This window comes from Agrobacterium sp. RC10-4-1 (assembly GCF_014138475.1).
Lineage (GTDB): Bacteria > Pseudomonadota > Alphaproteobacteria > Rhizobiales > Rhizobiaceae > Agrobacterium > Agrobacterium pusense.
The window spans coordinates 281,887-302,499 of sequence record NZ_JACJIT010000001.1; the positions used below are offsets into that span (position 1 = coordinate 281,887).

Consider the following 20,613-nt stretch of genomic DNA (forward strand, 5'->3'; position numbering starts at 1 on the left):
AGCCGGTCAGGCTTCATTTTCTCTCACGGTGTTTGAAGGTGCGACCACGTCTTGTGCGGTAGCGGTGGAACGCGACTGACGCCGCTGCGCCAGATAGTCGCGCACCCGTTTGAAAATTTCCGAGAAGCTGATGAAGATCGGCAGGGTGGTAGCCGGTTCGACCGGCTCCAGCGAAATTCCGACACCAGCTATCGCCTCATGTTCGTCCAAAGTTCGCACGATCAGGACGATGGAGCCGAGGCGCACGCGGTCGGCATAATCGGCCCGTCCGGCAAGACGTGTCTCGATGAGTTCTGCGATGCTCATTGCCTGTTCTGCTGGCGCAAGCAGGCCGGGACCATAGGCGGCATCAAGCTCCTTCGCCGGCCGGGCGGGAGAGATCGCGAAGGTGCCGAAGAAATCGGCGTCGTCATCGGCGACGGGCAGGGCGCTCGCGAAGAGCCGGTCGATCAGGCGGGAATAACCGGGGGCGATGAAGAGATAGACAAGATCATTTTCACGCAGTCGCCCGGCATATTGGTAGCGAATCGATTTACCGTCACGCACCACCAGCGAAGGCATCGCCCAGCGGGGAATGCGCTCGCCCTGCAGGATGGCGCTGCCCTTTGCCACGCGGTAGGAAATCAGTTCGTGATTGGCCGTGCCGGGAAGGTCAACCTCCAGCTTGTCCACCTCGCCCATGCGTGGCGGCACGATCAGCCCCAGCCTTGTTGCCACCGGTTTGATGGTCCAGCCCTGCACGAGGAGCGATACCAGCACGATGATGAAGGCGGCATTGAAATAGATCTGGGCGTCATCAAGTCCGCCGAGGATGGGCATGATGGCAAGCAGGATGGAGACGGCGCCGCGCAGGCCCACCCAGGCGACGAAAGAGGTTTCCTGTTGGGTGTAGTTAAACGGCATGAGGCTGAGCCAGACCGCGAGCGGACGGGCGACGAAGATCAGGAACAGCGCCAGCAGGATGGCTGGAATTGCGATTGCAGGAAACTGCGACGGCGTGGCAAGCAGGCCGAGCATCAGGAACATGATGATCTGTGCCAGCCACGTCAGCCCTTCGTGGAAGCGACGGATCGTTTCCTTGGCGAAGATCCTGCGATTGCCGGCGACAATGCCGGCGACATAGACCGCCAGAAAGCCGCTGCCGCCAATCGTGCCGGTGAAGGAAAACACGAGCAGCGCCAGCGCAAGCACAAAGATTGGCGCCAGTCCCCGATCGGCGGCAAAACGGTTGACCACGGCGGCGATCATGAGACCGCCCAGCACGCCGACGATCACACCGAGGCCCATTTCCTCAACAAAAAGCAGCAGAAAACCGCTGTCGATACCGGCCAGGCCCTGTCCTTTGGCGATGATCTCGACCAGGGCGACTGTGAGGAAGATGGCCATTGGATCGTTGGTGCCGGATTCGACCTCCAGCGTGGAGCGCACCTGATCGCGGATGTGGATGCCGCCGATGCGCAGCAGGAAAAACACCGCTGCCGCATCGGTGGAGGCGACAATGGCACCGAGCAGCAGGCCCTCTAGCCAGGAGAGCCCGAGCAGGAGGGCGGCTGCGCCCGCGAAAAAGACGGATGTGAGAATAACGCCGACCGTGGCAAGCGCCATTGCCGGTGCCGCGGAAAGCCGGAAAGACTGGATCGACGTGCCAAACCCGGAGTCGAACAGGATGACGGCAAGTACCAGCGAACCGAGCATATAGGCGAGAGGGTTGTTGGTGAATTCGATACCGAGTCCGTCCACACCCGCAGCAAGTCCAATCACAAGGAAGAGCAGCAGCAGCGGCGCGCCGAAGCGGTAGGCGATGAGGCTCGAGAAGGCGGCGACGAGGACGAGAACAGTTGCCACCAGCAACAACAGATAAAATGATTCCACGTCCACCGCCTCTTTCACGCCGCGCTGGCCACCGCAATGATTGCTCTGCACGTTCGCAGTCAATGCGCCACGGGTTGCGGTCTGTCAGCGCTCGGTCGGCGGCGTTGAAAGGTAACGCAAGGCGGGGTGTATCGAAAGATACGGCAGGGCCGAAGTGCATTGCGCACGACCGTTATCCCTGCGTCCCTTGTCCGTTTCAAAATGGACCAGACAAAGGCAGGAAATTGAAAACATGGCGGCACTGTAGAGGAAAACCGGGAATAAAAAATCCGGCGGGATCGCTCCCGCCGGAATGCATCGACTGATGGGTATTCGTTAGATGGTCTTCGCGAAGGCGACAGCGGTATCCGACATGCGGTTGGAGAAGCCCCACTCGTTGTCGTACCAGGACAGGACGCGCACGAAGTTGCCTTCCATGACCTTGGTCTGGTCATTGGCGAAGATCGACGAGTGGCTGTCGTGGTTGAAATCGCGGGAAACCAGCGGCTCGTCGGTATAGCCGAGGATGCCCTTCAGCTGGCCGTCGGAAGCCGCCTTGATGGCTGCGTTGATTTCGGCAACCGTCGTGCTCTTCTTGGCCACGAACTTGAAGTCGACGACCGATACGTTCGGGGTCGGAACGCGGATCGACGTGCCGTCAAGCTTGCCCTTGAGGTGTGGCAGGACGAGGCCAACAGCCTTTGCGGCGCCCGTCGAGGTCGGGATCATGGACAGGGCTGCGGCGCGGGCGCGGTACAGATCCTTGTGCATGGTGTCCAGCGTCGGCTGGTCGCCGGTGTAGGAGTGGATCGTGGTCATGAAGCCATGATCGATGCCAACGGCGTCATCGAGAACCTTCACGACCGGCACGAGGCAGTTGGTGGTGCAGGATGCGTTGGAGATGACGAGGTGATCCTTCGTCAGCTGGTCATGGTTGACACCGAAGACGACGGTGAGGTCGGCGCCGTCAGCGGGAGCCGAAACGATGACGCGCTTGGCGCCGGCCGTCAGATGGGCAGCAGCCTTGTCGCGGGCCGTGAAGATGCCGGTGCACTCAAGCGCGATATCGACGCCCAGTTCCTTGTGCGGCAGCGTTGCCGGGTCGCGAACGGCCGTCACCTTGATCGGCTTGCCACCGCCAACGATGATGGTGTCGCCTTCGACCTTGACGTCGGCCGGGAACTTGCCGTGGATCGAATCGTAGCGCAGCAGGTGAGCGTTGGTTTCAACCGGGCCGAGGTCGTTGATGGCGACGACTTCGATATCGGTGCGGCCGGATTCGACGATGGCGCGCAAAACATTGCGGCCGATGCGGCCGAAGCCGTTAATGGCAACTTTTACAGTCATTTACAGTCTCCCGATCAAGAATGGGCTTGGTCTTTGCTGAATGGTGAGGGCTTGGGAAGCCCTTACGCAAGTTTTGCCTCGACTGCGGCGACGACAGCTTCTGCCGTGATACCGAAGTGCTTGAAGAGATCCTTCGCCGGCGCGGACGCTCCAAAGGAGTGCATGCCGACGAAAGCGCCATCGTTACCGATGAAATAATCCCAGCCCTGGCGGATGGCGGCTTCCACCGCGATCTTGACCGGAGCCTTGCCGATGATGGCGTTGCGATAGGTTTCCGGCTGTTCCTTGAAGAGTTCGAAGCAGGGAACGGAAACGACGCGGGCGGATACGCCCTTGTCCTTCAGCGTTGCGGCCGCTTTCAGAGCCACTTCGACCTCCGAACCGGAAGCGAAGATCGAAACCTTGGCGTCGCTGGCGGAGACGAGTTCGTAGGCGCCGTAAGCAGACAGGTTCTTCTCTTCATATTCCTTGCGCGAAGGAGCGAGATTCTGGCGGGTGAGGGCCAGCGCAGACGGACGATGCTTCTGTTCCAGCGCCAGCTGCCAGCATTCCGCCGTCTCGGTCTCATCCGCCGGGCGGAAGACGAGCAGGTTCGGAATGGCGCGAAGGGCAGCGATCTGCTCCACCGGCTGGTGGGTCGGGCCGTCTTCGCCAACGCCGATGGAATCATGCGTCAGAACGTGGACGACACGGATGCCCATGAGGGCAGCAAGACGGATCGACGGACGGCAGTAGTCCGAGAAGATCAGGAAGCCGCCTGCATAAGGAATGAGACCGCCATGCAGTGCGATGCCGTTCATGGCAGCAGCCATGCCGTGTTCGCGGATGCCGTAGTGCAGGTAACGGCCGGAGAAGTCCGTCGGTGTGATGGACTTCATCTGGCTGGTCTTGGTGTTGTTGGACGGCGTCAGGTCGGCAGAACCGCCGATCATTTCCGGCAGCACGCCGTTAATGACTTCGAGCGAGTCTTCCGAGGCCTTGCGGGTCGCAACGGTCGGGTTGTTCTCGATGATCTTCTTCTTGAAAGCATCGATCGAGCTATCGAAATTGCCCGTCAGGTCGCCGGCGAAGCGGCGCTTGAACTCGGCTTTCTTGCCGGCTTCAGCGGCTTCGAGGCGGGCTTCCCAGTCCTGACGCGTCTTGGTGGAGCGCAGACCGGCAAGACGCCATGCATCCAGCACGTCTTCCGGAATGACGAAAGCTTCGGCTTCCCAGTTCAGGCTCTTGCGGGCCGCAGCGATTTCTTCTGCGCCGAGCGGGTTGCCGTGAACCTTATGGGTGCCCTGCTTGTTGGGCGCGCCGAAACCGATGACGGTCTTGCAGGCGATGAAGGTCGGGCGGTCCGATTTCTGCGCGGCTTCGATGGCAGCGGCGATCGCATCCGGATCATGGCCGTCAACACGGATGGTGTTCCAGTGAACCGCCTGGAAACGGGCAATCTGATCGGTGCTGTCGGAGAGGCCAACTTCGCCGTCGATGGTGATGTTGTTGTCATCCCAGAAGAGAACGAGCTTGTTAAGCTTCAAATGGCCGGCAAGCGCGATGGCTTCGTGGCTGATGCCTTCCATGAGGCAGCCGTCGCCGCACAGTACATAAGTGAAGTGGCTCTGCAGGTCGGAGCCGAACTCCTCTTCCAGCTTGCGTTCGGCGATTGCCATGCCCACGGCGTTGGCGATGCCCTGGCCGAGCGGACCGGTGGTCGTTTCGATGCCGGTGGCGTGGCCATATTCAGGATGGCCGGCGGTCTTGGAACCGAATTGACGGAAACGCTTGATCTCGTCGATCGTCATGTCCTCGTAGCCCGTAAGATAGAGCAGCGAGTAAAGAAGCATCGAACCATGACCTGCCGACAGCACGAAACGGTCGCGATCCGGCCAGAGCGGCGCCTTGGGATCGAATTTCAGATAACGGGTAAAGAGAACGGTGGCGACATCAGCGGCGCCCATCGGCAGACCGGGATGGCCTGAATTGGCCTTCTCCACTGCATCCATGGCAAGAAAGCGGATCGCATTTGCCATCCGGTTGTGTTTGTCGCGAGAAATCATGGCTTTTCCGTCTGTTTCCGGGTGAAAGGAGATAGTTTTACGCAACTATCCAAAAAGCGGGTTGATCCATAGCAGGTGAGGCAGGCAAGTCAATAAATCGACGGGCAATTGCGGTTCTGCGGTCGATAAAAATCGTTTCGCAAAGCGGGGGCTGGAACGGATTGCGTGTCCCGCCCGGCCCGGTTTCTTCGTTCATCCACAGAGCAAAACGCCACAATGCACTGGTTTGATTGACGGGATGGTAAATCGGGTAATAACCTCGTGAGCGTTTAAATGGCCTGAAACCGGACGATTCGGCCGGTGGCGTGCGAGTTGGAAAAAACGATGTCGGCTGAGAAGACCTTACAATCTGCGCTGACGGAGCTGAATGCTGCCATCACAAATCTCGAAAATGCCATCGATATGCGTATCGAGCGGCAGAGAGAGACCGGCGAGATCGATAACGAGGTGAAGCGCGTCCATGTTGACCGCGCCAGACTGGCGCAGGAACTGGACCAGGCCGAGTTTCGCGCTAACCGTCTTGAAGAAGTCAATCGCGAGGTTTCGCGCCGGCTGGTGACGGCCATGGAGACGATCCGCGCGGTGCTGGATCGATAGGAGCGGTATCATGGCGCAAGTTACTGTTATGATCGACGGAAAGGCCTATCGCATGGCGTGCGAAGCAGGCCAGGAAGACCACCTGACCGACCTTGCCACCCGTTTCGACCGGTATGTGGGGCATCTAAAGAGCCAGTTCGGAGAAATCGGCGACCTGAGGCTAACGGTGATGGCTGGTATCATGGTGATGGACGAGCTTTCCGAGCTCAACCGCAAGATCGAGAAGCTGGAAGGTGAGGTCGCATCCCTCTCCCGCAATCGCGATGGCATGGCCGAGCACAAGGCGAAGTCGGATGAGATGGTGGCGCTTGCCATCGGCGATCTGGCCGACCGGCTGAACGGCATTACCGAAAAATTGCTGGACCGCCCAAAACCGGCGGCACACTGATCATCCGGAATTCCGAAGCGATAAAATTTCGCTCTGCGCCTCTGGCGGTTTTTCCCGATCCGTCCTATATCTTGAATGCGTTCTGCGCTTCTCGACAGGAACCACAATCCCTGGGGCCATACTCGATCCAAAGGGAGCTGTCCCTGGCCAGTCCCGTGGGGCTGGACACACGGTGCCCACCTACTTTTGTAGGCACCCAGGATCGTAAATCTCCATCGGTCGCCGTGGAACGCGCTTGAAGTTTCGGGACAATTCCGATGCTTCCCTGTACCCTCGAGATAGTCGACAGTCATTTTTCATAACTGCCGGGCACGGCTTTTTTATATTCCTGTCATTGCAATGGCGGAACAATTCCCTATTATCCGGATTGGTATGTCTGTCATGCCCTTTAAAAAGGGGCGCTGCGGCCAAAACCGCGACGTGCCGTTCAACAGCCCAAAGAGCTAAACTTGTTTACTGAAATTATGATCGTGGTCCTGCTCACCGTATTGAACGGTGTGCTTGCCATGTCCGAGCTTGCCGTTGTCTCCTCCAGACCGGCGAGGCTAAAGGTGCTTGCCACGCAAGGCAGCAAGGGCGCCACACAGGCGCTCAGCCTTTCCGAAAACCCCGGACGCTTTCTTTCTACAGTGCAGATCGGCATCACGCTGGTCGGCGTCCTCTCGGGCGCATTTTCCGGCGCCACGCTCGGTGCCCGCTTTACGGCGTGGCTTCTGGAGCAGGGTGTTCCTGACCGTGCGGCCGATGCAATTGGCGTCGGCTCGGTCGTCGTCGCCATTACTTACCTGTCATTGATCGTCGGCGAACTGGTGCCAAAGCAGATTGCGTTGCGAGATCCTGAAAAGATTGCCGCGCGTGTTGCGCCTACCATGATGCTGCTGTCCAAGGTCGGCGCGCCGCTGGTGTGGCTGCTCGACCGGTCGGGTAAGGCCATTCTGGCGCTTCTCGGCCATAGTGGCGAATCCAACGCGTCGGTTACCGACGATGAAATTCGCACCGTTCTGGCCGAAGCCCATAGCGCCGGCGTGATCGAGACCGAAGAATCGGCGATGATCACCAGCGTCATGCGCCTTGCTGACCGCAACGCGCGCGGCCTGATGACGCCGCGTCGCGACGTGGAAGTGGTCGATATCGAAGACAGCGCCGAGGAAATCCGCGAGCAGCTTCGCGGGACGCAGCGTTCGCGTCTGCCGGTGCGCAACGGCGCGTCCGACGAAATTCTTGGCGTGCTTTTCGCCAAGGACGCCTTCGATGCGCTGGCCTCCGGCAAGGAGCTCAACATTCGTGAGCTTCTGCGCGAGGTGCCCGTCGTGTCCGACCTGACGAGCGCCGTTGACGTCATCCAGTCGCTGCGTCGCTCCACCGTGCACATGGTCCTCGTTTATGACGAGTACGGCCATTTCGAAGGTATCATCAGCTCCGGCGACGTGCTGGAGGCCATTACCGGTGCCTTTCAGGAAGATGACGACGAAGAGCCGGCCATGGTCGAGCGCGAGGACGGTTCGTTCCTCGTTGCCGGCTGGATGCCTGCCGATGAGTTCGCTTATCGCATGGGCTTCCAGATCAATGAGGACGCCGAGTTCGAGACCGTCGCCGGACTTGTCCTGGACGAGTTCCGTCGCCTGCCGGAACTGGGTGAACATGTAACCCGCAACGGCTGGCGTTTCGAGGTCATCGACCTTGATGGTCACCGCATCGACAAGGTTCTCGTGAGCCGGGCCGCCTGATGCCCGGTGACGTTGCCGAAAAAGCAAGGTTGCGCGGCGAACGGCTCGCCGCGCGAGATGCTCTGACACTGGCGGAACGGCAAGAGAAGAGCCAGTTCATTACCACCCACGGTGTCGCAGATATTCCCCTTGTGCCGGGGACCGTCATCTCCGGCTTCATGCCGATCCGCTCGGAGGCGGATACCCGTCCGCTGATGGAAGCGTTGCGGGCGAGGGGTGGACGTCTCGTCCTTCCCGTTGTGCTGGATCGTGAAACCATTGTCTTCAGGGCTTTCGAGAGGGATACGCCGCTGGTGAAGACCGGCTTCGGCACGACCGGTCCGGGTGAGGATGCGGAGCTTCTCGATCCCGATATACTGCTCGTACCTCTGTCTGTCTTCGACGGACACGGGCAACGGGTTGGTTATGGCGCAGGCCATTATGACCGCGCCATCGCGCGGTTGCACGCCAAGGGCAAACAGCCCGTTCTCATCGGTGTCGCCTTTGACTGCCAGGAAGTGGCAGACATCCCCGCGGAGCCGCACGATGTCTCGCTTCACGCCATTCTGACAGAAAGCGGTCTGCGCTGGTTTTCCGCCCCGTTGTCGATCTCCGATAGTGGGCAAAAGGCGCTTTAGCACTTTTTAAAAGATGGATTACCCGTTAGAGGGGACGAAATATCGAAACATGCGCAAGATCGGGGCGGGTGAATGAGGCTTCTTTTTCTCGGAGACATGGTTGGCAAGACCGGACGCACGGCTGTCTGGGAGCGATTGCCGGGGCTGATTTCCGATCTGAAGCTGGATTTCGTCATCGTCAACGGTGAGAATGCTGCTGGTGGTTTCGGTATCACCGAGGATATCTATCTCGAGACCATCAATGCCGGTGCCGATGTTGTCACCACCGGCAATCACGTCTGGGATCAGAAAGAGGCGGTTTCCTTCTGCGAGCGCCATGACCAGTTCCTGCGGCCCGCCAATTACCCCGAGGGTACGCCGGGCAAGGGCTCGGGCATTTTTTATGCCCGCAACGGCGCACGCATATTGGTCGCCAACATCATGGGGCGGGTCTTCATGCATCCGGAGCTGGACGACCCCTTCAAGTCGGCGGAAAGCATTCTTGCTGCCTGCCCGCTGAAGGAACAGGCGGATGCCATCATCTTCGATTTTCACGCCGAGGCGACCAGCGAGAAACAGTGCTTCGGACATTTCGTGGATGGCCGTGCAAGCTTCGTCGTCGGCACCCACACCCATGTTCCGACGGCTGACGCACAGATATTGAACGGCGGAACCGCCTACATGTCGGATGCGGGCATGTGCGGCGATTATGACAGTTCCCTCGGAATGGACAAGGAAGAGCCGATCAACCGCTTTATCTCCAAGATGCCGAAGGGCCGCTTTGAGGCAGCGAGCGGGCCTGCCACGATCTGCGGTGTCGGGGTGGAGATTTCCGACCGGACTGGGCTTGCGGAAAAAATTGCGCCGCTGCGCATCGGGCCGCGACTTTCGGAAACGCTGCCTTCCTTCTGGGTTTGATCCCGCCGAAGCGTTCACAATGACGAGAGTGCCAGCCTTCAGTTGCTGATGTAACTGGACGCTCGGCAAAACCTGTCCCATCCTCTCAGCTTCGCAAGTTCAGGGGAGTGGCATGATGCTGCGCGTGCTAATGCTTGCAATAACAGGACTGATCGCCTGTTCGGGAGCGGCCTTCTCCCAGTCGGCGAGCCGTCCTCCCGTCAGCCAGTGCCAGGCGATCGCCAGCGCCATTCCGGGCGTGATGTTCGCGCGCTTCGATGCGCGCAATGTTCAGCTGGCTCAGGCCACGGCGAAGGAAGAGGTGAAAATCAGCTTCATCGGCCACTCCACCTACCTGATCGAAAGTCCCGGCGGGGTAACGATTGCCACGGATTATAACGGTGTCTATCGCCCTCCCGTCATGCCGACGGTGGTGACCATGAACCGGGCGCATTCAACACATTTCACCCTTAATCCGGACCCGGCCATTCAATATGTGCTGCATGGCTGGAGCGATACGCCGGGAGAAAAAGCCGAGCACAAGGTGCTCGTGGGCGACGTTTACATCCGCAATGTCTCAACCGACATCCGCAACCGCTGGGGAGATTATGAGTCTTTTCAGGAAAACGGCAATTCCATCTTCATCTTCGAGGTTGCCGGGCTGTGTATCGGCCATCTCGGCCATCTGCATCATGAGTTGACGGACACGCATTATGCCGAGATCGGCCGCCTGGATGTGTTGATGGTGCCTGTCGATGGTGGTCTGACCATGGGGGCCGACAGCATGAGCAGGGTGGTCAAGCGCCTGCGCTCTGCGCTGATCCTGCCGATGCATCGCACCGGCCCGCCGCTGGAGCAGTTTCTGACCATGTTTGGCGAAAATTTCGCTATCGCCTATGCGAGCGATCCGGTCATCCGGGTCTCGATGAGAAACCTTCCCCGCCAGCCGCAGATACTGGTGCCGAAAGGCATGTAAATGGCGACGGGCGGGGAAAGGCTCGGGGAGCGGGTTCTCAGGCGAAGGTGAGGTGCTGGCGAACGCCGACGTCCGGCGTCTTGTCATCCGACATGTTTGCCTTGGCGATTTCCCAGCCGAATTTCAGCGTACTGTCCGTCGAAGCCCAGATATCGGCATCATCGACATGCAACGCCAGCATGGTCAGTTGCGGATCGCTCTTGCCGTGCTCGTACCAGGCGGCGGTGACTGAATTCCAGTATTCGTCGATCTTTGATTTGTCATCGCGCGCTTCGAGTACGCCCGAAAGGCAGGCGTGATAATCATGATCCTTGCCCACGAGGCAGAAATGCGCGCGGGATCCGGATTTGAGCGATTTTACCAGATCCGTGTCTTTTTTGGAAAAAAACCAGATCGTGTTGGTCTTGGGGTCAGCATGGGGCGCCATAGGCTGCATGTGACTGTGCAGGCCCTCAAGGCCGAGCATGCCGGCATGGACGGAATTGATCTCGTCCCAGAGCTGGCGGGCCGGGGCTTCTCTTGCTTCAGTCAGGCTGACCATATGTCTTCTCCTTCCGGTTTGGGGCTGCGGCGGAGTGGACAAGATGGCCTTCTCCGTCGCGTTCATGATCAGAACGAAGAGCGGATAAATCAGTTCCTTCTGTTGTTGCGGCAAGAGAAAGCGCCTGCGGGCTTGAACGATGAGCCTATCGCACTTATAAGGCCCGCAATCTCCAAATTACGATAAATCAGGTTTTCCATGGCTGGTCATTCACAGTTCAAGAACATCATGCACCGCAAGGGCAAGCAGGACTCCGTGCGGTCCAAAATGTTTTCCAAGCTTGCGCGCGAAATCACCGTTGCGGCCAAGACGGGCATGCCCGACCCGAACATGAACCCGCGCCTGCGTCTGGCCATCCAGAACGCCAAGGCCCAGTCCATGCCGAAAGACAATATCGAACGTGCCATCAAGAAGGCTGCGGGTGCCGAAGGCGAGAACTATGATGAGGTCCGCTACGAAGGCTACGGCCCTGGCGGCGTCGCCGTCATCGTCGAGGCGCTTACCGACAACCGTAACCGCACTGCCTCCAATGTACGATCCATCTTCACTAAGGCTGGTGGTGCGCTGGGTGAAACCGGATCGGTCTCCTTCTCCTTCGACCGTGTCGGCGAGATTTCCTATAAGGCGGAAGTCGGCGATGCAGACAAGGTGATGGAAGCGGCCATCGAGGCCGGTGCGGACGATGTTGAATCTTCCGAAGACGGCCACATCATCATCTGCGGTTTCGAAGCGATGAACGAGGTGTCCAAGGCGCTGGAAGGCGTGCTGGGCGAAGCCGAAAGCGTCAAGGCCATCTGGAAGCCGCAGAACACGGTACCTGTAGATGAAGAAAAGGCACAGTCGCTGATGAAACTCATCGACAACCTCGAGGACGATGACGACGTGCAGAACGTCTATTCGAACTTCGAAGTGTCGGAAGAAATTCTCGCCAAGCTTTCCGCCTGACGTTTTCACGTTCCTAAAAAAGGCCCCGGCAGCGATCCGCTCCGGGGCTTTTTGTTTAGGCGGCCTTTTTGATGGATGTCCGCACGTCGGCGAAAATCTCGACCGACCGCAGCCGCTTTTCGATGTCGTGGATCGGCATCGAGACAATCAGTTCGTCAGCCTGTGTTTCAGCCAGAAAACCGTCGAGATGACGCTGGATCGTTTCAGGCGCGCCAACGGCGGCAAAACGCAACGTGTGCTCCACGGAGAAGCGCTCCATCTCGTTCCAGTAGCCTTCCATGCTGTGCACGGGCTTCGGGAACTGCGTCCGCACATTGCGCCGCAGATTGACGAATTGCTGCTGTGACGAGGTAAAGAGATGCTGCGCCTCCTCGTCGGTATCGGCGCCGACACCCATCACGCCCACCATCACATAGGGCTTGTCCAGCACCTCGGAGGGCTGGAAACGCTCGCGATAGATATGGATCGCTTCCATCAGCATGTCAGGGGCAAAATGGGATGCGAAGGAATAGGGCAGGCCAAGGGCTGCGGCCAGATGCGCACTATAGGTGCTGGAGCCGAGCAGCCAGAGAGGCACGTTCGAATTCATGCCGGGTACGGCGAGGATCGCCTGATCCTGCTGAGGCGGGCCGAGATATCTTTGCAATTCGACGATGTCGTGCGGGAAATTCTCCGCACCGGCGTCGAGATTACGGCGCAGCGCCCGTGCGGTTCGCATATCTGTTCCGGGGGCGCGGCCCAGGCCAAGATCGACCCGGCCGGGCAGAAGTGCTGCAAGCGTCCCGAACTGTTCGGCAATGACGAGCGGGGAGTGGTTGGGAAGCATGATACCGCCCGAGCCGACGCGGATATGTTTCGTGGCCGCACCCACATGGGCGATAACGAGCGACGTCGCGGCGCTTGCGATGCCGGGCATGCCATGATGTTCGGCCAGCCATATGCGGATATAACCTTGTTCTTCAGCCTTGATCGCCATCCGGCGGGAGTTTTCGAGCGCCGCGCTGACGCTCTCGCCTTCGCCAATGGGCGAAAGATCGAGAAGGGAAAAGGGGATCATCCGACGCTCCTGCGTAATCTGGGTCTTTGCAGCGGATGTAAGGCGCGTCTACGGATTTACCAGACAAGTCGCGTAGAATTGAAGGATGGATCAAAAAAATTGGCCTTTGCCAAAGGTCGGTACTGGGACAACTTTGGCCCTGACTCGACGTCTGTATCCGGGAATGTTGTCGTTTTGTTCACTTATCGCTGGCAGTCTCGCGGCCGGAAAGATAAGGTACCTCATGCAAAAGACGATTCGGATCATCGGCATCGACCCCGGACTACGGCGCACCGGCTGGGGCGTGATCGACACATTGGGAAACAGCCTGCGTTTCGTCGCTTCCGGCACGGTGACTTCAGATGGCGACATGGATCTCGCCTCCCGGCTTTGCCAGCTTCATGACGGCCTGGCGGAAATCGTGCACAGCCATCAGCCCGATGAGGCGGCTGTGGAGCAGACTTTCGTCAACAAGGACGCGGTGGCCACGCTGAAACTCGGACAGGCGCGCGGCATTGCCATGCTTGTTCCGGCGCGTGCCGGTTTGCCGGTGTTCGAATACGCGCCGAACGCCGTGAAAAAAGCTGTCATCGGCGTGGGGCATGGTGAAAAGCAGCAAATTCACATGATGCTGAAAATCCTGATGCCGAAGGCCGAGTTCAAGGGTAACGATGCGGCGGACGCCCTCGCGATCGCAATCTGCCACGCCCATAATCGCGGCGGTGACAGGATGCGTCGGCTGCTGGCGGCCGGTTAATTTTAAGTCTCATTGCAGCGGGCGCGATCATGATCGGAAAACTGAAGGGCAGCATCGAGGAAATCGGCACGGATTACGTGTTGGTGGATGTGCATGGCGTCTGTTACGTCGCCTATTGTTCGGCGCGCACGCTGTCGAAAATAGGCTCCGTCGGAGAGGCCGTGATCCTCTTCATCGAAACCTATGTACGAGAGGACCAGCTCAAGCTTTTCGGCTTTCTTTCGGCGCTGGAGCGGGAATGGTTCAACCTTTTGCAGAGCGTGCAGGGTGTCGGATCGAAAGTCGCTCTTGCGGTGCTTTCCACCCTGTCGCCCACCGAACTTGCCAATGCCATAGCGCTGCAGGACAAGGCGTCAATATCGCGTGCGCCGGGGGTTGGGCCCAAAGTGGCCGTGCGCCTCGTGACCGAATTGCGCAACAAGGCCCCGGCTTTCGCGGGCGAGGCGTCCGGGGCCATCGGACTGAAGCAGGAACTCGGGGAGGGTGTAGCTTCCGCGCCGGTGGCGGACGCCGTATCTGCACTCACCAATCTCGGCTATTCGCGTGACCAGGCCGCCAATGCGGTCGCCGCGGCGCTGAAAAATGGCGGTGAGGGCGCGGATAGCGCCAAGCTGATCCGGCTGGGGCTGAAGGAGCTTTCACGGTAAGGTGAGCCCGTTACACAAGCGTCCGGATGCGGTGTTGAATTTCGTGACGGGCCCTGGCGCGACAGCCATGTTATAGCGGCGAAGACGACCTCATGAATTCTAGAAATAATGGAATGCCCTGAATGAGCGATGCGGACAGACTGATCACCCCGGAAAAGCGCGGTGAGGACATCGACACCACCCTGCGTCCGCAGTCGCTCGACGACTTTACCGGGCAGGCGGAGGCGCGCGCCAATCTCAAGGTCTTCATCGAAGCCGCCAAGAATCGTGGCGAGGCGTTGGATCACGTGCTGTTCGTCGGCCCGCCCGGCCTCGGCAAGACCACCCTGGCGCAGATCATGGCCAAGGAGCTTGGAGTAAACTTCAAGTCCACCTCAGGGCCGGTAATCGCCAAGGCGGGCGATCTCGCCGCGCTCCTGACCAATCTTGAAGAGCGCGATGTTCTCTTCATCGATGAAATTCATCGCCTCAACCCGGCCGTGGAAGAAATCCTCTATCCGGCGATGGAGGATTTCCAGCTCGATCTGATCATCGGGGAAGGCCCGGCGGCGCGTTCGGTGAAGATCGATCTTTCCAAATTCACGCTTGTCGCCGCCACCACCCGCCTCGGCCTCTTGACGACACCGCTGCGCGACCGTTTCGGCATTCCCGTGCGTTTGTCCTTTTACACGGTTGATGAACTGGAACTTATCGTCCGTCGCGGTGCGCGGCTGATGGGTCTCAACATGACGGATGAGGGTGCCCGTGAAGTGGCGAGGCGGGCGCGTGGCACGCCCCGAATTGCCGGACGGCTTCTGCGCCGGGTGCGCGACTTTGCCGAGGTGGCGCGGGCGGAAGCCGTTACCCGGGATATCGCCGACGAGGCTTTGACGCGGCTGCTGGTGGATAATATGGGTCTTGACCAGCTGGACATGCGGTATCTGACCATGATCGCCATCAATTTTGGCGGAGGCCCGGTCGGCATCGAGACCATTGCCGCTGGACTGTCGGAGCCGCGCGACGCGATCGAGGATATCATCGAGCCCTATATGATCCAGCAGGGTTTCATCCAGCGCACGCCGCGCGGGCGTATCCTGACCGCCACGGCCTGGAAACATCTGGGCATGCAGCCGCCGAAGGATCTCGAGGCAGCACAGTTCCGGCTCACGCTTGAGGACGATTGAGGGGAACAAACCCGCCTTGCCGGCTTTGATCGTCTTTGGCACGGAGATGGTCATGTCTGGATATCGCAAGGGTACGAAGGTCCGCTGGAACTGGGGCACGGGTACAGGTGAAGGGAAAATCCTTGAAGTCTTCACCGAAGATGTCGAAAGAACGATTTCCGGTTCCACGATAAAGCGTAAGGCCAGCAAAGACGAACCCGCTTATCTCATCGGACAGGAAGATGGCGGCAAGGTTCTGAAAAGCAGATCAGAGCTCGAACGCACCGATTGAACGACGCCGTTAGGTGTTACGGGAGGGATGCCGATGCCTTATGATCCGCTGCGGGTTTTCCGCAAACTTGCGCGCAACAACCGGCTCGCCAATTACCGGCTGCATCAAGCCTGTCTCCAGCTTTCGCAGGAGGAGTTTGTTGCCCGCCGCATCAGTTTCTTCCCGACGCTGCGTGCGACGCTCAATCATATCTACACTGTCGACCGCTTTTATATCGATGCGTTGCAGGGCGGCACACTGGGACTGGCCGCCTTTGCCGTAGAGGAACCCTTTGCCAACATGCCAGCGTTGCAAGGCGCCCAGACAGAGCTTGACGAGGTGTTGATTGCCCTTGTCGACGGGCTCGATGAAGATCGCCTCGCCGCTACTGTCAGTATCCACCGCGGCAGGCGTATCCAGCAGGATCGCTGCGACGACGTTCTGTCGCATCTCTTCCAGCACCAGACGCATCATCGCGGGCAGGCGCATGCGATGCTGTCCGGGACCCCGGTCAAGCCGCCGCAACTGGATGAATTCATTGTGGGAGATGATGCAAAGGCGAGAAAAGACGAGATGGATGCATTAGGGTGGACGGAAACCGATTTGATGTTTCCAGCCCGCAGGCCCGCCCAATGACACACAATACCAAGCAGGACACCCGCATCCGCATCAAGTTCAAGCCGAAGCGCATTTTCCAGATGCGGGTGGCGGGGCTGGCCTTCCGCGATGGCCACGTCCTGGTGCACCGGGCCACACATGAAAAATTCTGGACCTTTCCAGGCGGGCGTGCCGAAATGGGTGAGCGCTCAGAAGAAACGCTGGCGCGGGAAATGGTCGAGGAGCTCGGTGTGGAAGCCAAGATCGGGCGGCTTCTCTGGGCGGTCGAAAATTTCTTCCATTACGAAGGCAAGGACTGGCACGAACTCGGCTTTTATTACCTGATGGACCTGCCGCAAACGCTTGCCTTTCATCCCACCGACATTATTCACCGTGTTCAGGATGGCGATAACGAGCTTGAGTTTCGCTGGGTCGCGGCAACCCGGCAGGCATTGACGGAGCTCGATATTCCCCCCTATTTCATCGCCGACGAAATAGAGAACCTGCCCAGGGCCACGCGACACCTCGTCTGGCACGACGGCGATCTGGACGATAAATGACCTCTCCGCCCCAACGTCACATGATCCGGTTGGATCGCAGACCGCAGCTTTTTAGCATGCGCGTGGCAGCCCTCATTTTTCAGAGTGATCATCTTCTGGTGCAGCGTGGCGCAGGGGATGACTACTGGGCCTTGCCTGGCGGTCGGGCTGAAATCGGTGAAAGCTCCGAGCAGACCATTGTTCGCGAGATCGGTGAGGAGCTTGATCGGACGTGTTCGGTGGAGCGCCTTTTATGGTCGGCCGAAAACTTTTTCGCCTATGACGGTTATTCGGCCCATGAATTGGGATTTTATTATCTCGTTTCGCTGGGCCATCCCCTGCCATTCCATGAAAACCACATCGTCCACAGGGTGATGGATGGCATCGAGGTCGAATTCCGCTGGCTGCCTTCACGAACTTCCGCGCTGATCAGGAACGATCTGCGCCCGCGCTTCATCGCAGAGTGCATCGAGGCGTTGCCCCTGCGGCACGAGCATCTGATTGTCCGCGAGGGCCGCTCCGACGCTATTGAAAATCCCAAGGAGACATTATGAGCGAGCTTTTGGTTTCGCTGTCGGGTGAACTGATCGAACACGGTCACCGCCTGATGCAACGCGTCTATTACGAGGACACCGATTTTTCCGGCCTGGTTTATCACGCGCGGTACCTGCATTTTCTTGAGCGGGGCCGTACCGATTACCTGCGTTGCCTCGGCTGCGAACAAAGTGCGCTTCTGACCGCTGATGAAGAAGGTCTGGTCTTCGTCGTGCATCGCATGGAGATCGATTTTAAAAGCCCCGCCCGGATGGACGACGTGCTGACGGTGACCACCATCACCGAGAAGGCCGGGGGCGCAAAAATGGTGCTCAATCAGGAAATCAGGCGCGGTGAAACGCTGCTCGTCGCCGCCAAGGTCATCATAGCCGTCATCAATGCCAATGGCCGGCCAAGGCGTCTTCCCGAGACGGTGGCGGAAAAATTTCTGAAGTAATTGACGGGCCGGATCAGTAAATCCGCCGGGCGTGGCCGGGTTGTAACACTCCTTTAACCATAATGGTGTCTTACTTTAGCAACTGGCATTTGTGCAGCGCACGCCTTCCTTTCACCAAATTTATTGGCAAGTAAGGCTTACTGGCAAGTATCGGGGTATGGCTAAGGGGTTGGCGGCTGTTGCCGCAGGACTTCGAGCGTTAACACGCGTTTGAATCGCCCGGTCCCGTACCGGGCGTTTGGATTCGGGGATTGGATATTTATGGAACAGGCAGGTTTGGCAGCGGCGACGCATGATGTAAGTCTCTGGGCGCTGTTTATGCAGGCGGGCCTCATCGTTAAGCTCGTGATGATCGGGCTTATCGCCGCCTCGGTCTGGACGTGGGCAATCGTCTTCGACAAATATGTGAGCTTCGGCAAGGCGAGGCGCCAGTTCGACCAGTTCGAACAGGTGTTCTGGTCGGGCCAGTCTCTTGAAGAGCTCTATCGCACGCTGGCGGAGCGCCAGAATGGCGGTCTGGCCGCAATTTTCGTTTCGGCCATGCGCGAATGGAAAAAATCCTTCGAGCGTGGCGCACGTTCGCCCATCGGCCTGCAGATGCGTATCGACCGGGCAATGGACGTGACCATGGCGCGGGAAAGCGAACAATACGAGGCGCGCCTCGGCTCGCTCGCCACCATCGGTTCGGCCGGCCCCTTTATCGGTCTCTTCGGCACGGTTGTCGGTATCATGACCTCGTTCCAGGCGATTGCCGGTTCGAAGTCCACCAACCTCGCGGTCGTGGCTCCCGGTATCGCGGAAGCGCTTCTTGCCACCGCGATCGGCCTTGTCGCGGCTATTCCCGCGGTTATCGCCTACAACAAGTTCACGGCTGACGCGCACAAGCTTTCCGCCCGAATGGAAGGTTTCGCCGACGAATTTTCGGCAATCCTGTCGCGACAGATCGATGAAAAACTTCAGACACGGCAGGCCGCCCAGTAAGCGGCCGACTGCAATGCCGTCGAGTGATTTGCCGCAAGGCAAAACGGAGTAGATGATATGGGTATGTCAGCAGGTGGCAGCGGCGGCGGTTCCGGCGGACGCAGGGGTGGACGCGGCGGACGGCGCAGAGGCGGCGCGATCAGCGAAATCAACGTGACGCCGCTGGTCGACGTCATGCTCGTGCTGCTCATCATCTTCATGGTGGCGGCGCCTATGATGACTGTCGGCGTGCCGATCGACCTGCCGCAGACCTCCGCCAATGCGTTGAATTCGGACACGCAACCGATCACCATTTCCGTCAATGCCAATGGCCAGATCCATTTGCAGGAAACGGAAATCCAGGCGGCTGAAGTGGCGGACAAGCTGCAGGCAATCGCCACGACCGGCTATAACGAACGCATTTTCGTGCGCGCGGATTCCGTTGCCGCCTATGGCGTCGTTGCGGATGTGATGGCGCGTATCCAGGCGGCCGGTTTCAAAAACATCGGCCTTGTGACCCAGCAGAAACAGGACAATTGACGTAAAGCGATGAAGGGCAGCCTTACCACATCCGCGATCGTGCATGCGTCGCTTCTGGCTTTCGCCCTTGTCTCCCTGGGCTCGCCGGAACCCCTCGACGTGTCTCAGGCTGAGGCACTGCCGGTGGAGCTGGTGAATGTTGAAGAGCTAACCCAGATCCAGCAGGGTGATAAGAACGCTCCGAAGGCGGAAAAATCTGCTCCTGTTCCGACGACCCGGCCTGATATCATCGAGAACTCTCAGAATGTCGGTAACAATACGGCAGATATAGAGGCGCCGCCGACGCCGACGACCAAGCCAAACGACAATATGAGTGCGGCCGCCCCGCCCAAACAGGAAAAGCCACTTCCGACCGTCGATACGAAAGCGAACGACGTGAAGGAGATCGTCAAGGAAGAAACCTCGGCTCCGAAGCAGCAGGAAATGGCCGCCCTGCCGCAGACGAAGCCTGAGATTACACCGCAGCCGAAGACCGAGCCGCCACCGCAGGAAACCAAAGCGGAAGAGCCTCCGCCGGCAACGCAGGAACCGGCCGAAATCCCCGTGCCGCAGAACATTCCGCGCCCGAATTCCAGGCCTGAGCCACCCAAGCCCGAAGAGCCGAAACAGGCCGAGACGAAGCCCGCCGAGCAGAAACCAGCCGAAAAACCAGCTGAGAAGAAGCCCGATCAGGCCAAGTCCACGGACAAGCCTTCGGATAAGAAACCCGGTGAGAAGAAGCAGGAGACGGCGAAATCTGCTTCCTCTCAGGCGAGTGAATTTAACGCCGACGAAATTTCTGCGCTGCTTAACAAGCAGGCACCTTCGGGCGGCGGCGCAAAGCGCTCCACCCAGACGGCGTCTCTTGGCGGCAAGAAGACCATCGGTACGGGATTGAGCGCCAGCGAAATGGACAATGTCAGAGGCCAGGTTCAGAAGAACTGGTCGATGGTCGCCGGCCTGACGGGAGTAGCCGAGGTAAGGGTGCAGGTCCGGGTTTCGCTGGATAAGGCGGGGAACGTGGTGGGCGAGCCGGAGGTAACGGCATCGGGTGGTCCTGAAGGTACCCGCCGTGCAGTGGAGAGCAGCACCCGGCGTGCCGTTCTGCGCTCATCGCCTTTGCAGAACTTACCGCCCGAGAAATATGATGGCGAAAAGGGTTGGAACACGATCGTTTTCAACTTCGACGCCTCCGATTTCGCGACTTAAGCCGACAGATTCTGGAGTCGACACTATGCGTCTGA

23 protein-coding genes and 1 other RNA gene are annotated in these 20,613 nt (G+C 59.1%); 19 read left to right on the forward strand and 5 right to left on the reverse strand.

Going from position 1 to position 20,613, the window contains the following annotated elements:
• Window positions 1-6 precede the first annotated feature (6 nt).
• From FHW77_RS01275 to tkt, 3 genes are all read right to left on the reverse strand, one after another.
• A complete protein-coding gene (locus tag FHW77_RS01275) occupies window positions 7-1,872 on the reverse strand; it encodes a potassium/proton antiporter (protein ID WP_035209187.1) in 1,866 nt (621 codons plus the stop codon).
• Window positions 1,873-2,187: 315 nt separating this feature from the next.
• Complete coding sequence (gene gap / locus FHW77_RS01280) at window positions 2,188-3,198, reverse strand: type I glyceraldehyde-3-phosphate dehydrogenase (RefSeq protein WP_004445768.1); 1,011 nt, start codon at window positions 3,196-3,198, stop codon at window positions 2,188-2,190.
• Between the two features lie 62 nt (window positions 3,199-3,260).
• Window positions 3,261-5,243, reverse strand: a complete 1,983-nt coding sequence (gene tkt, locus FHW77_RS01285; RefSeq protein WP_004445766.1) for a transketolase — start codon at window positions 5,241-5,243, stop codon at window positions 3,261-3,263.
• A 324-nt stretch (window positions 5,244-5,567) separates the two neighbouring features.
• On the opposite strand from tkt, the gene FHW77_RS01290 reads away from it, so the two are divergent.
• The 7 genes from FHW77_RS01290 (at window position 5,568) to FHW77_RS01320 (ending at window position 10,424) form a co-directional block, all read left to right on the forward strand.
• Complete coding sequence (locus tag FHW77_RS01290; protein ID WP_004445765.1) at window positions 5,568-5,840, forward strand: DUF4164 domain-containing protein; 273 nt, start codon at window positions 5,568-5,570, stop codon at window positions 5,838-5,840.
• A gap of 10 nt (window positions 5,841-5,850) precedes the next feature.
• Window positions 5,851-6,228, forward strand: a complete 378-nt coding sequence (locus FHW77_RS01295; protein WP_004445763.1) for a cell division protein ZapA — start codon at window positions 5,851-5,853, stop codon at window positions 6,226-6,228.
• A 76-nt stretch (window positions 6,229-6,304) separates the two neighbouring features.
• Window positions 6,305-6,463: non-coding RNA, 6S RNA (gene ssrS / locus FHW77_RS01300), on the forward strand.
• Window positions 6,464-6,692: 229 nt separating this feature from the next.
• Window positions 6,693-7,955: a hemolysin family protein gene (locus FHW77_RS01305; protein WP_004445761.1), complete on the forward strand. Its 1,263-nt coding sequence runs from the start codon at window positions 6,693-6,695 to the stop codon at window positions 7,953-7,955.
• Complete coding sequence (locus FHW77_RS01310) at window positions 7,955-8,572, forward strand: 5-formyltetrahydrofolate cyclo-ligase (protein ID WP_100911222.1); 618 nt, start codon at window positions 7,955-7,957, stop codon at window positions 8,570-8,572. Before FHW77_RS01305 ends, FHW77_RS01310 begins: the two co-directional genes overlap by 1 nt.
• Before the next feature lie 72 nt (window positions 8,573-8,644).
• Window positions 8,645-9,469, forward strand: a complete 825-nt coding sequence (locus tag FHW77_RS01315) for a TIGR00282 family metallophosphoesterase (protein WP_004445757.1) — start codon at window positions 8,645-8,647, stop codon at window positions 9,467-9,469.
• A gap of 112 nt (window positions 9,470-9,581) precedes the next feature.
• Window positions 9,582-10,424 carry an MBL fold metallo-hydrolase gene (locus FHW77_RS01320; RefSeq protein WP_034497294.1) on the forward strand — a complete coding sequence of 281 codons (843 nt, stop codon included), beginning with the start codon at window positions 9,582-9,584 and terminating at the stop codon, window positions 10,422-10,424.
• Between the two features lie 37 nt (window positions 10,425-10,461).
• Here the strand turns inward: FHW77_RS01320 and FHW77_RS01325 are convergent, their stop codons facing one another.
• Window positions 10,462-10,965 carry a pyridoxamine 5'-phosphate oxidase family protein gene (locus FHW77_RS01325; protein ID WP_004445753.1) on the reverse strand — a complete coding sequence of 168 codons (504 nt, stop codon included), beginning with the start codon at window positions 10,963-10,965 and terminating at the stop codon, window positions 10,462-10,464.
• A 198-nt stretch (window positions 10,966-11,163) separates the two neighbouring features.
• Here FHW77_RS01325 and FHW77_RS01330 point away from each other — a divergent pair, with 198 nt between their 5' ends.
• On the forward strand, window positions 11,164-11,910 hold the full coding sequence (locus FHW77_RS01330) for a YebC/PmpR family DNA-binding transcriptional regulator (RefSeq protein WP_004445751.1): 747 nt from the start codon (window positions 11,164-11,166) through the stop codon (window positions 11,908-11,910).
• A gap of 55 nt (window positions 11,911-11,965) precedes the next feature.
• On the opposite strand, the gene FHW77_RS01335 is transcribed toward FHW77_RS01330, so the two are convergent.
• Window positions 11,966-12,967: an LLM class flavin-dependent oxidoreductase gene (locus tag FHW77_RS01335; RefSeq protein WP_100911221.1), complete on the reverse strand. Its 1,002-nt coding sequence runs from the start codon at window positions 12,965-12,967 to the stop codon at window positions 11,966-11,968.
• A 223-nt stretch (window positions 12,968-13,190) separates the two neighbouring features.
• Here FHW77_RS01335 and ruvC point away from each other — a divergent pair, with 223 nt between their 5' ends.
• The 11 genes from ruvC to tolA all read left to right on the forward strand — a co-directional run bounded on the left by ruvC (window position 13,191) and on the right by tolA (window position 20,578).
• Window positions 13,191-13,703: a crossover junction endodeoxyribonuclease RuvC gene (gene ruvC, locus FHW77_RS01340; protein ID WP_004445748.1), complete on the forward strand. Its 513-nt coding sequence runs from the start codon at window positions 13,191-13,193 to the stop codon at window positions 13,701-13,703.
• A 29-nt stretch (window positions 13,704-13,732) separates the two neighbouring features.
• Entirely contained in the window at window positions 13,733-14,350 is a 618-nt protein-coding gene (gene ruvA / locus FHW77_RS01345) for a Holliday junction branch migration protein RuvA (protein ID WP_004445745.1), read from the forward strand.
• A gap of 122 nt (window positions 14,351-14,472) precedes the next feature.
• Window positions 14,473-15,513, forward strand: a complete 1,041-nt coding sequence (ruvB, locus tag FHW77_RS01350; protein ID WP_100911220.1) for a Holliday junction branch migration DNA helicase RuvB — start codon at window positions 14,473-14,475, stop codon at window positions 15,511-15,513.
• Between the two features lie 52 nt (window positions 15,514-15,565).
• On the forward strand, window positions 15,566-15,784 hold the full coding sequence (locus tag FHW77_RS01355) for a hypervirulence associated TUDOR domain-containing protein (protein WP_077985921.1): 219 nt from the start codon (window positions 15,566-15,568) through the stop codon (window positions 15,782-15,784).
• 33 nt (window positions 15,785-15,817) lie between these two features.
• Entirely contained in the window at window positions 15,818-16,399 is a 582-nt protein-coding gene (locus FHW77_RS01360) for a DinB family protein (RefSeq protein ID WP_100911219.1), read from the forward strand.
• Complete coding sequence (locus FHW77_RS01365) at window positions 16,396-16,920, forward strand: NUDIX hydrolase (RefSeq protein ID WP_004445738.1); 525 nt, start codon at window positions 16,396-16,398, stop codon at window positions 16,918-16,920. Before FHW77_RS01360 ends, FHW77_RS01365 begins: the two co-directional genes overlap by 4 nt.
• The gene (locus FHW77_RS01370; protein ID WP_100911218.1) at window positions 16,917-17,453 is read left to right on the forward strand and encodes an NUDIX hydrolase; all 537 of its coding nucleotides are present in this window, start codon (window positions 16,917-16,919) and stop codon (window positions 17,451-17,453) included. Before FHW77_RS01365 ends, FHW77_RS01370 begins: the two co-directional genes overlap by 4 nt.
• Window positions 17,450-17,890 (forward strand): tol-pal system-associated acyl-CoA thioesterase, encoded by a 441-nt coding sequence (gene ybgC / locus FHW77_RS01375; RefSeq protein ID WP_004445735.1) that lies wholly within the window; start codon window positions 17,450-17,452, stop codon window positions 17,888-17,890. Before FHW77_RS01370 ends, ybgC begins: the two co-directional genes overlap by 4 nt.
• Before the next feature lie 261 nt (window positions 17,891-18,151).
• Complete coding sequence (gene tolQ / locus FHW77_RS01380) at window positions 18,152-18,871, forward strand: protein TolQ (RefSeq protein ID WP_003523238.1); 720 nt, start codon at window positions 18,152-18,154, stop codon at window positions 18,869-18,871.
• 57 nt (window positions 18,872-18,928) lie between these two features.
• Window positions 18,929-19,390, forward strand: coding sequence for a protein TolR (gene tolR, locus FHW77_RS01385; RefSeq protein WP_004445732.1), 462 nt, complete (start codon window positions 18,929-18,931; stop codon window positions 19,388-19,390).
• A 9-nt stretch (window positions 19,391-19,399) separates the two neighbouring features.
• A complete protein-coding gene (tolA, locus tag FHW77_RS01390; protein ID WP_100911217.1) occupies window positions 19,400-20,578 on the forward strand; it encodes a cell envelope integrity protein TolA in 1,179 nt (392 codons plus the stop codon).
• The last annotated feature ends 35 nt before the right edge of the window (window positions 20,579-20,613 follow it).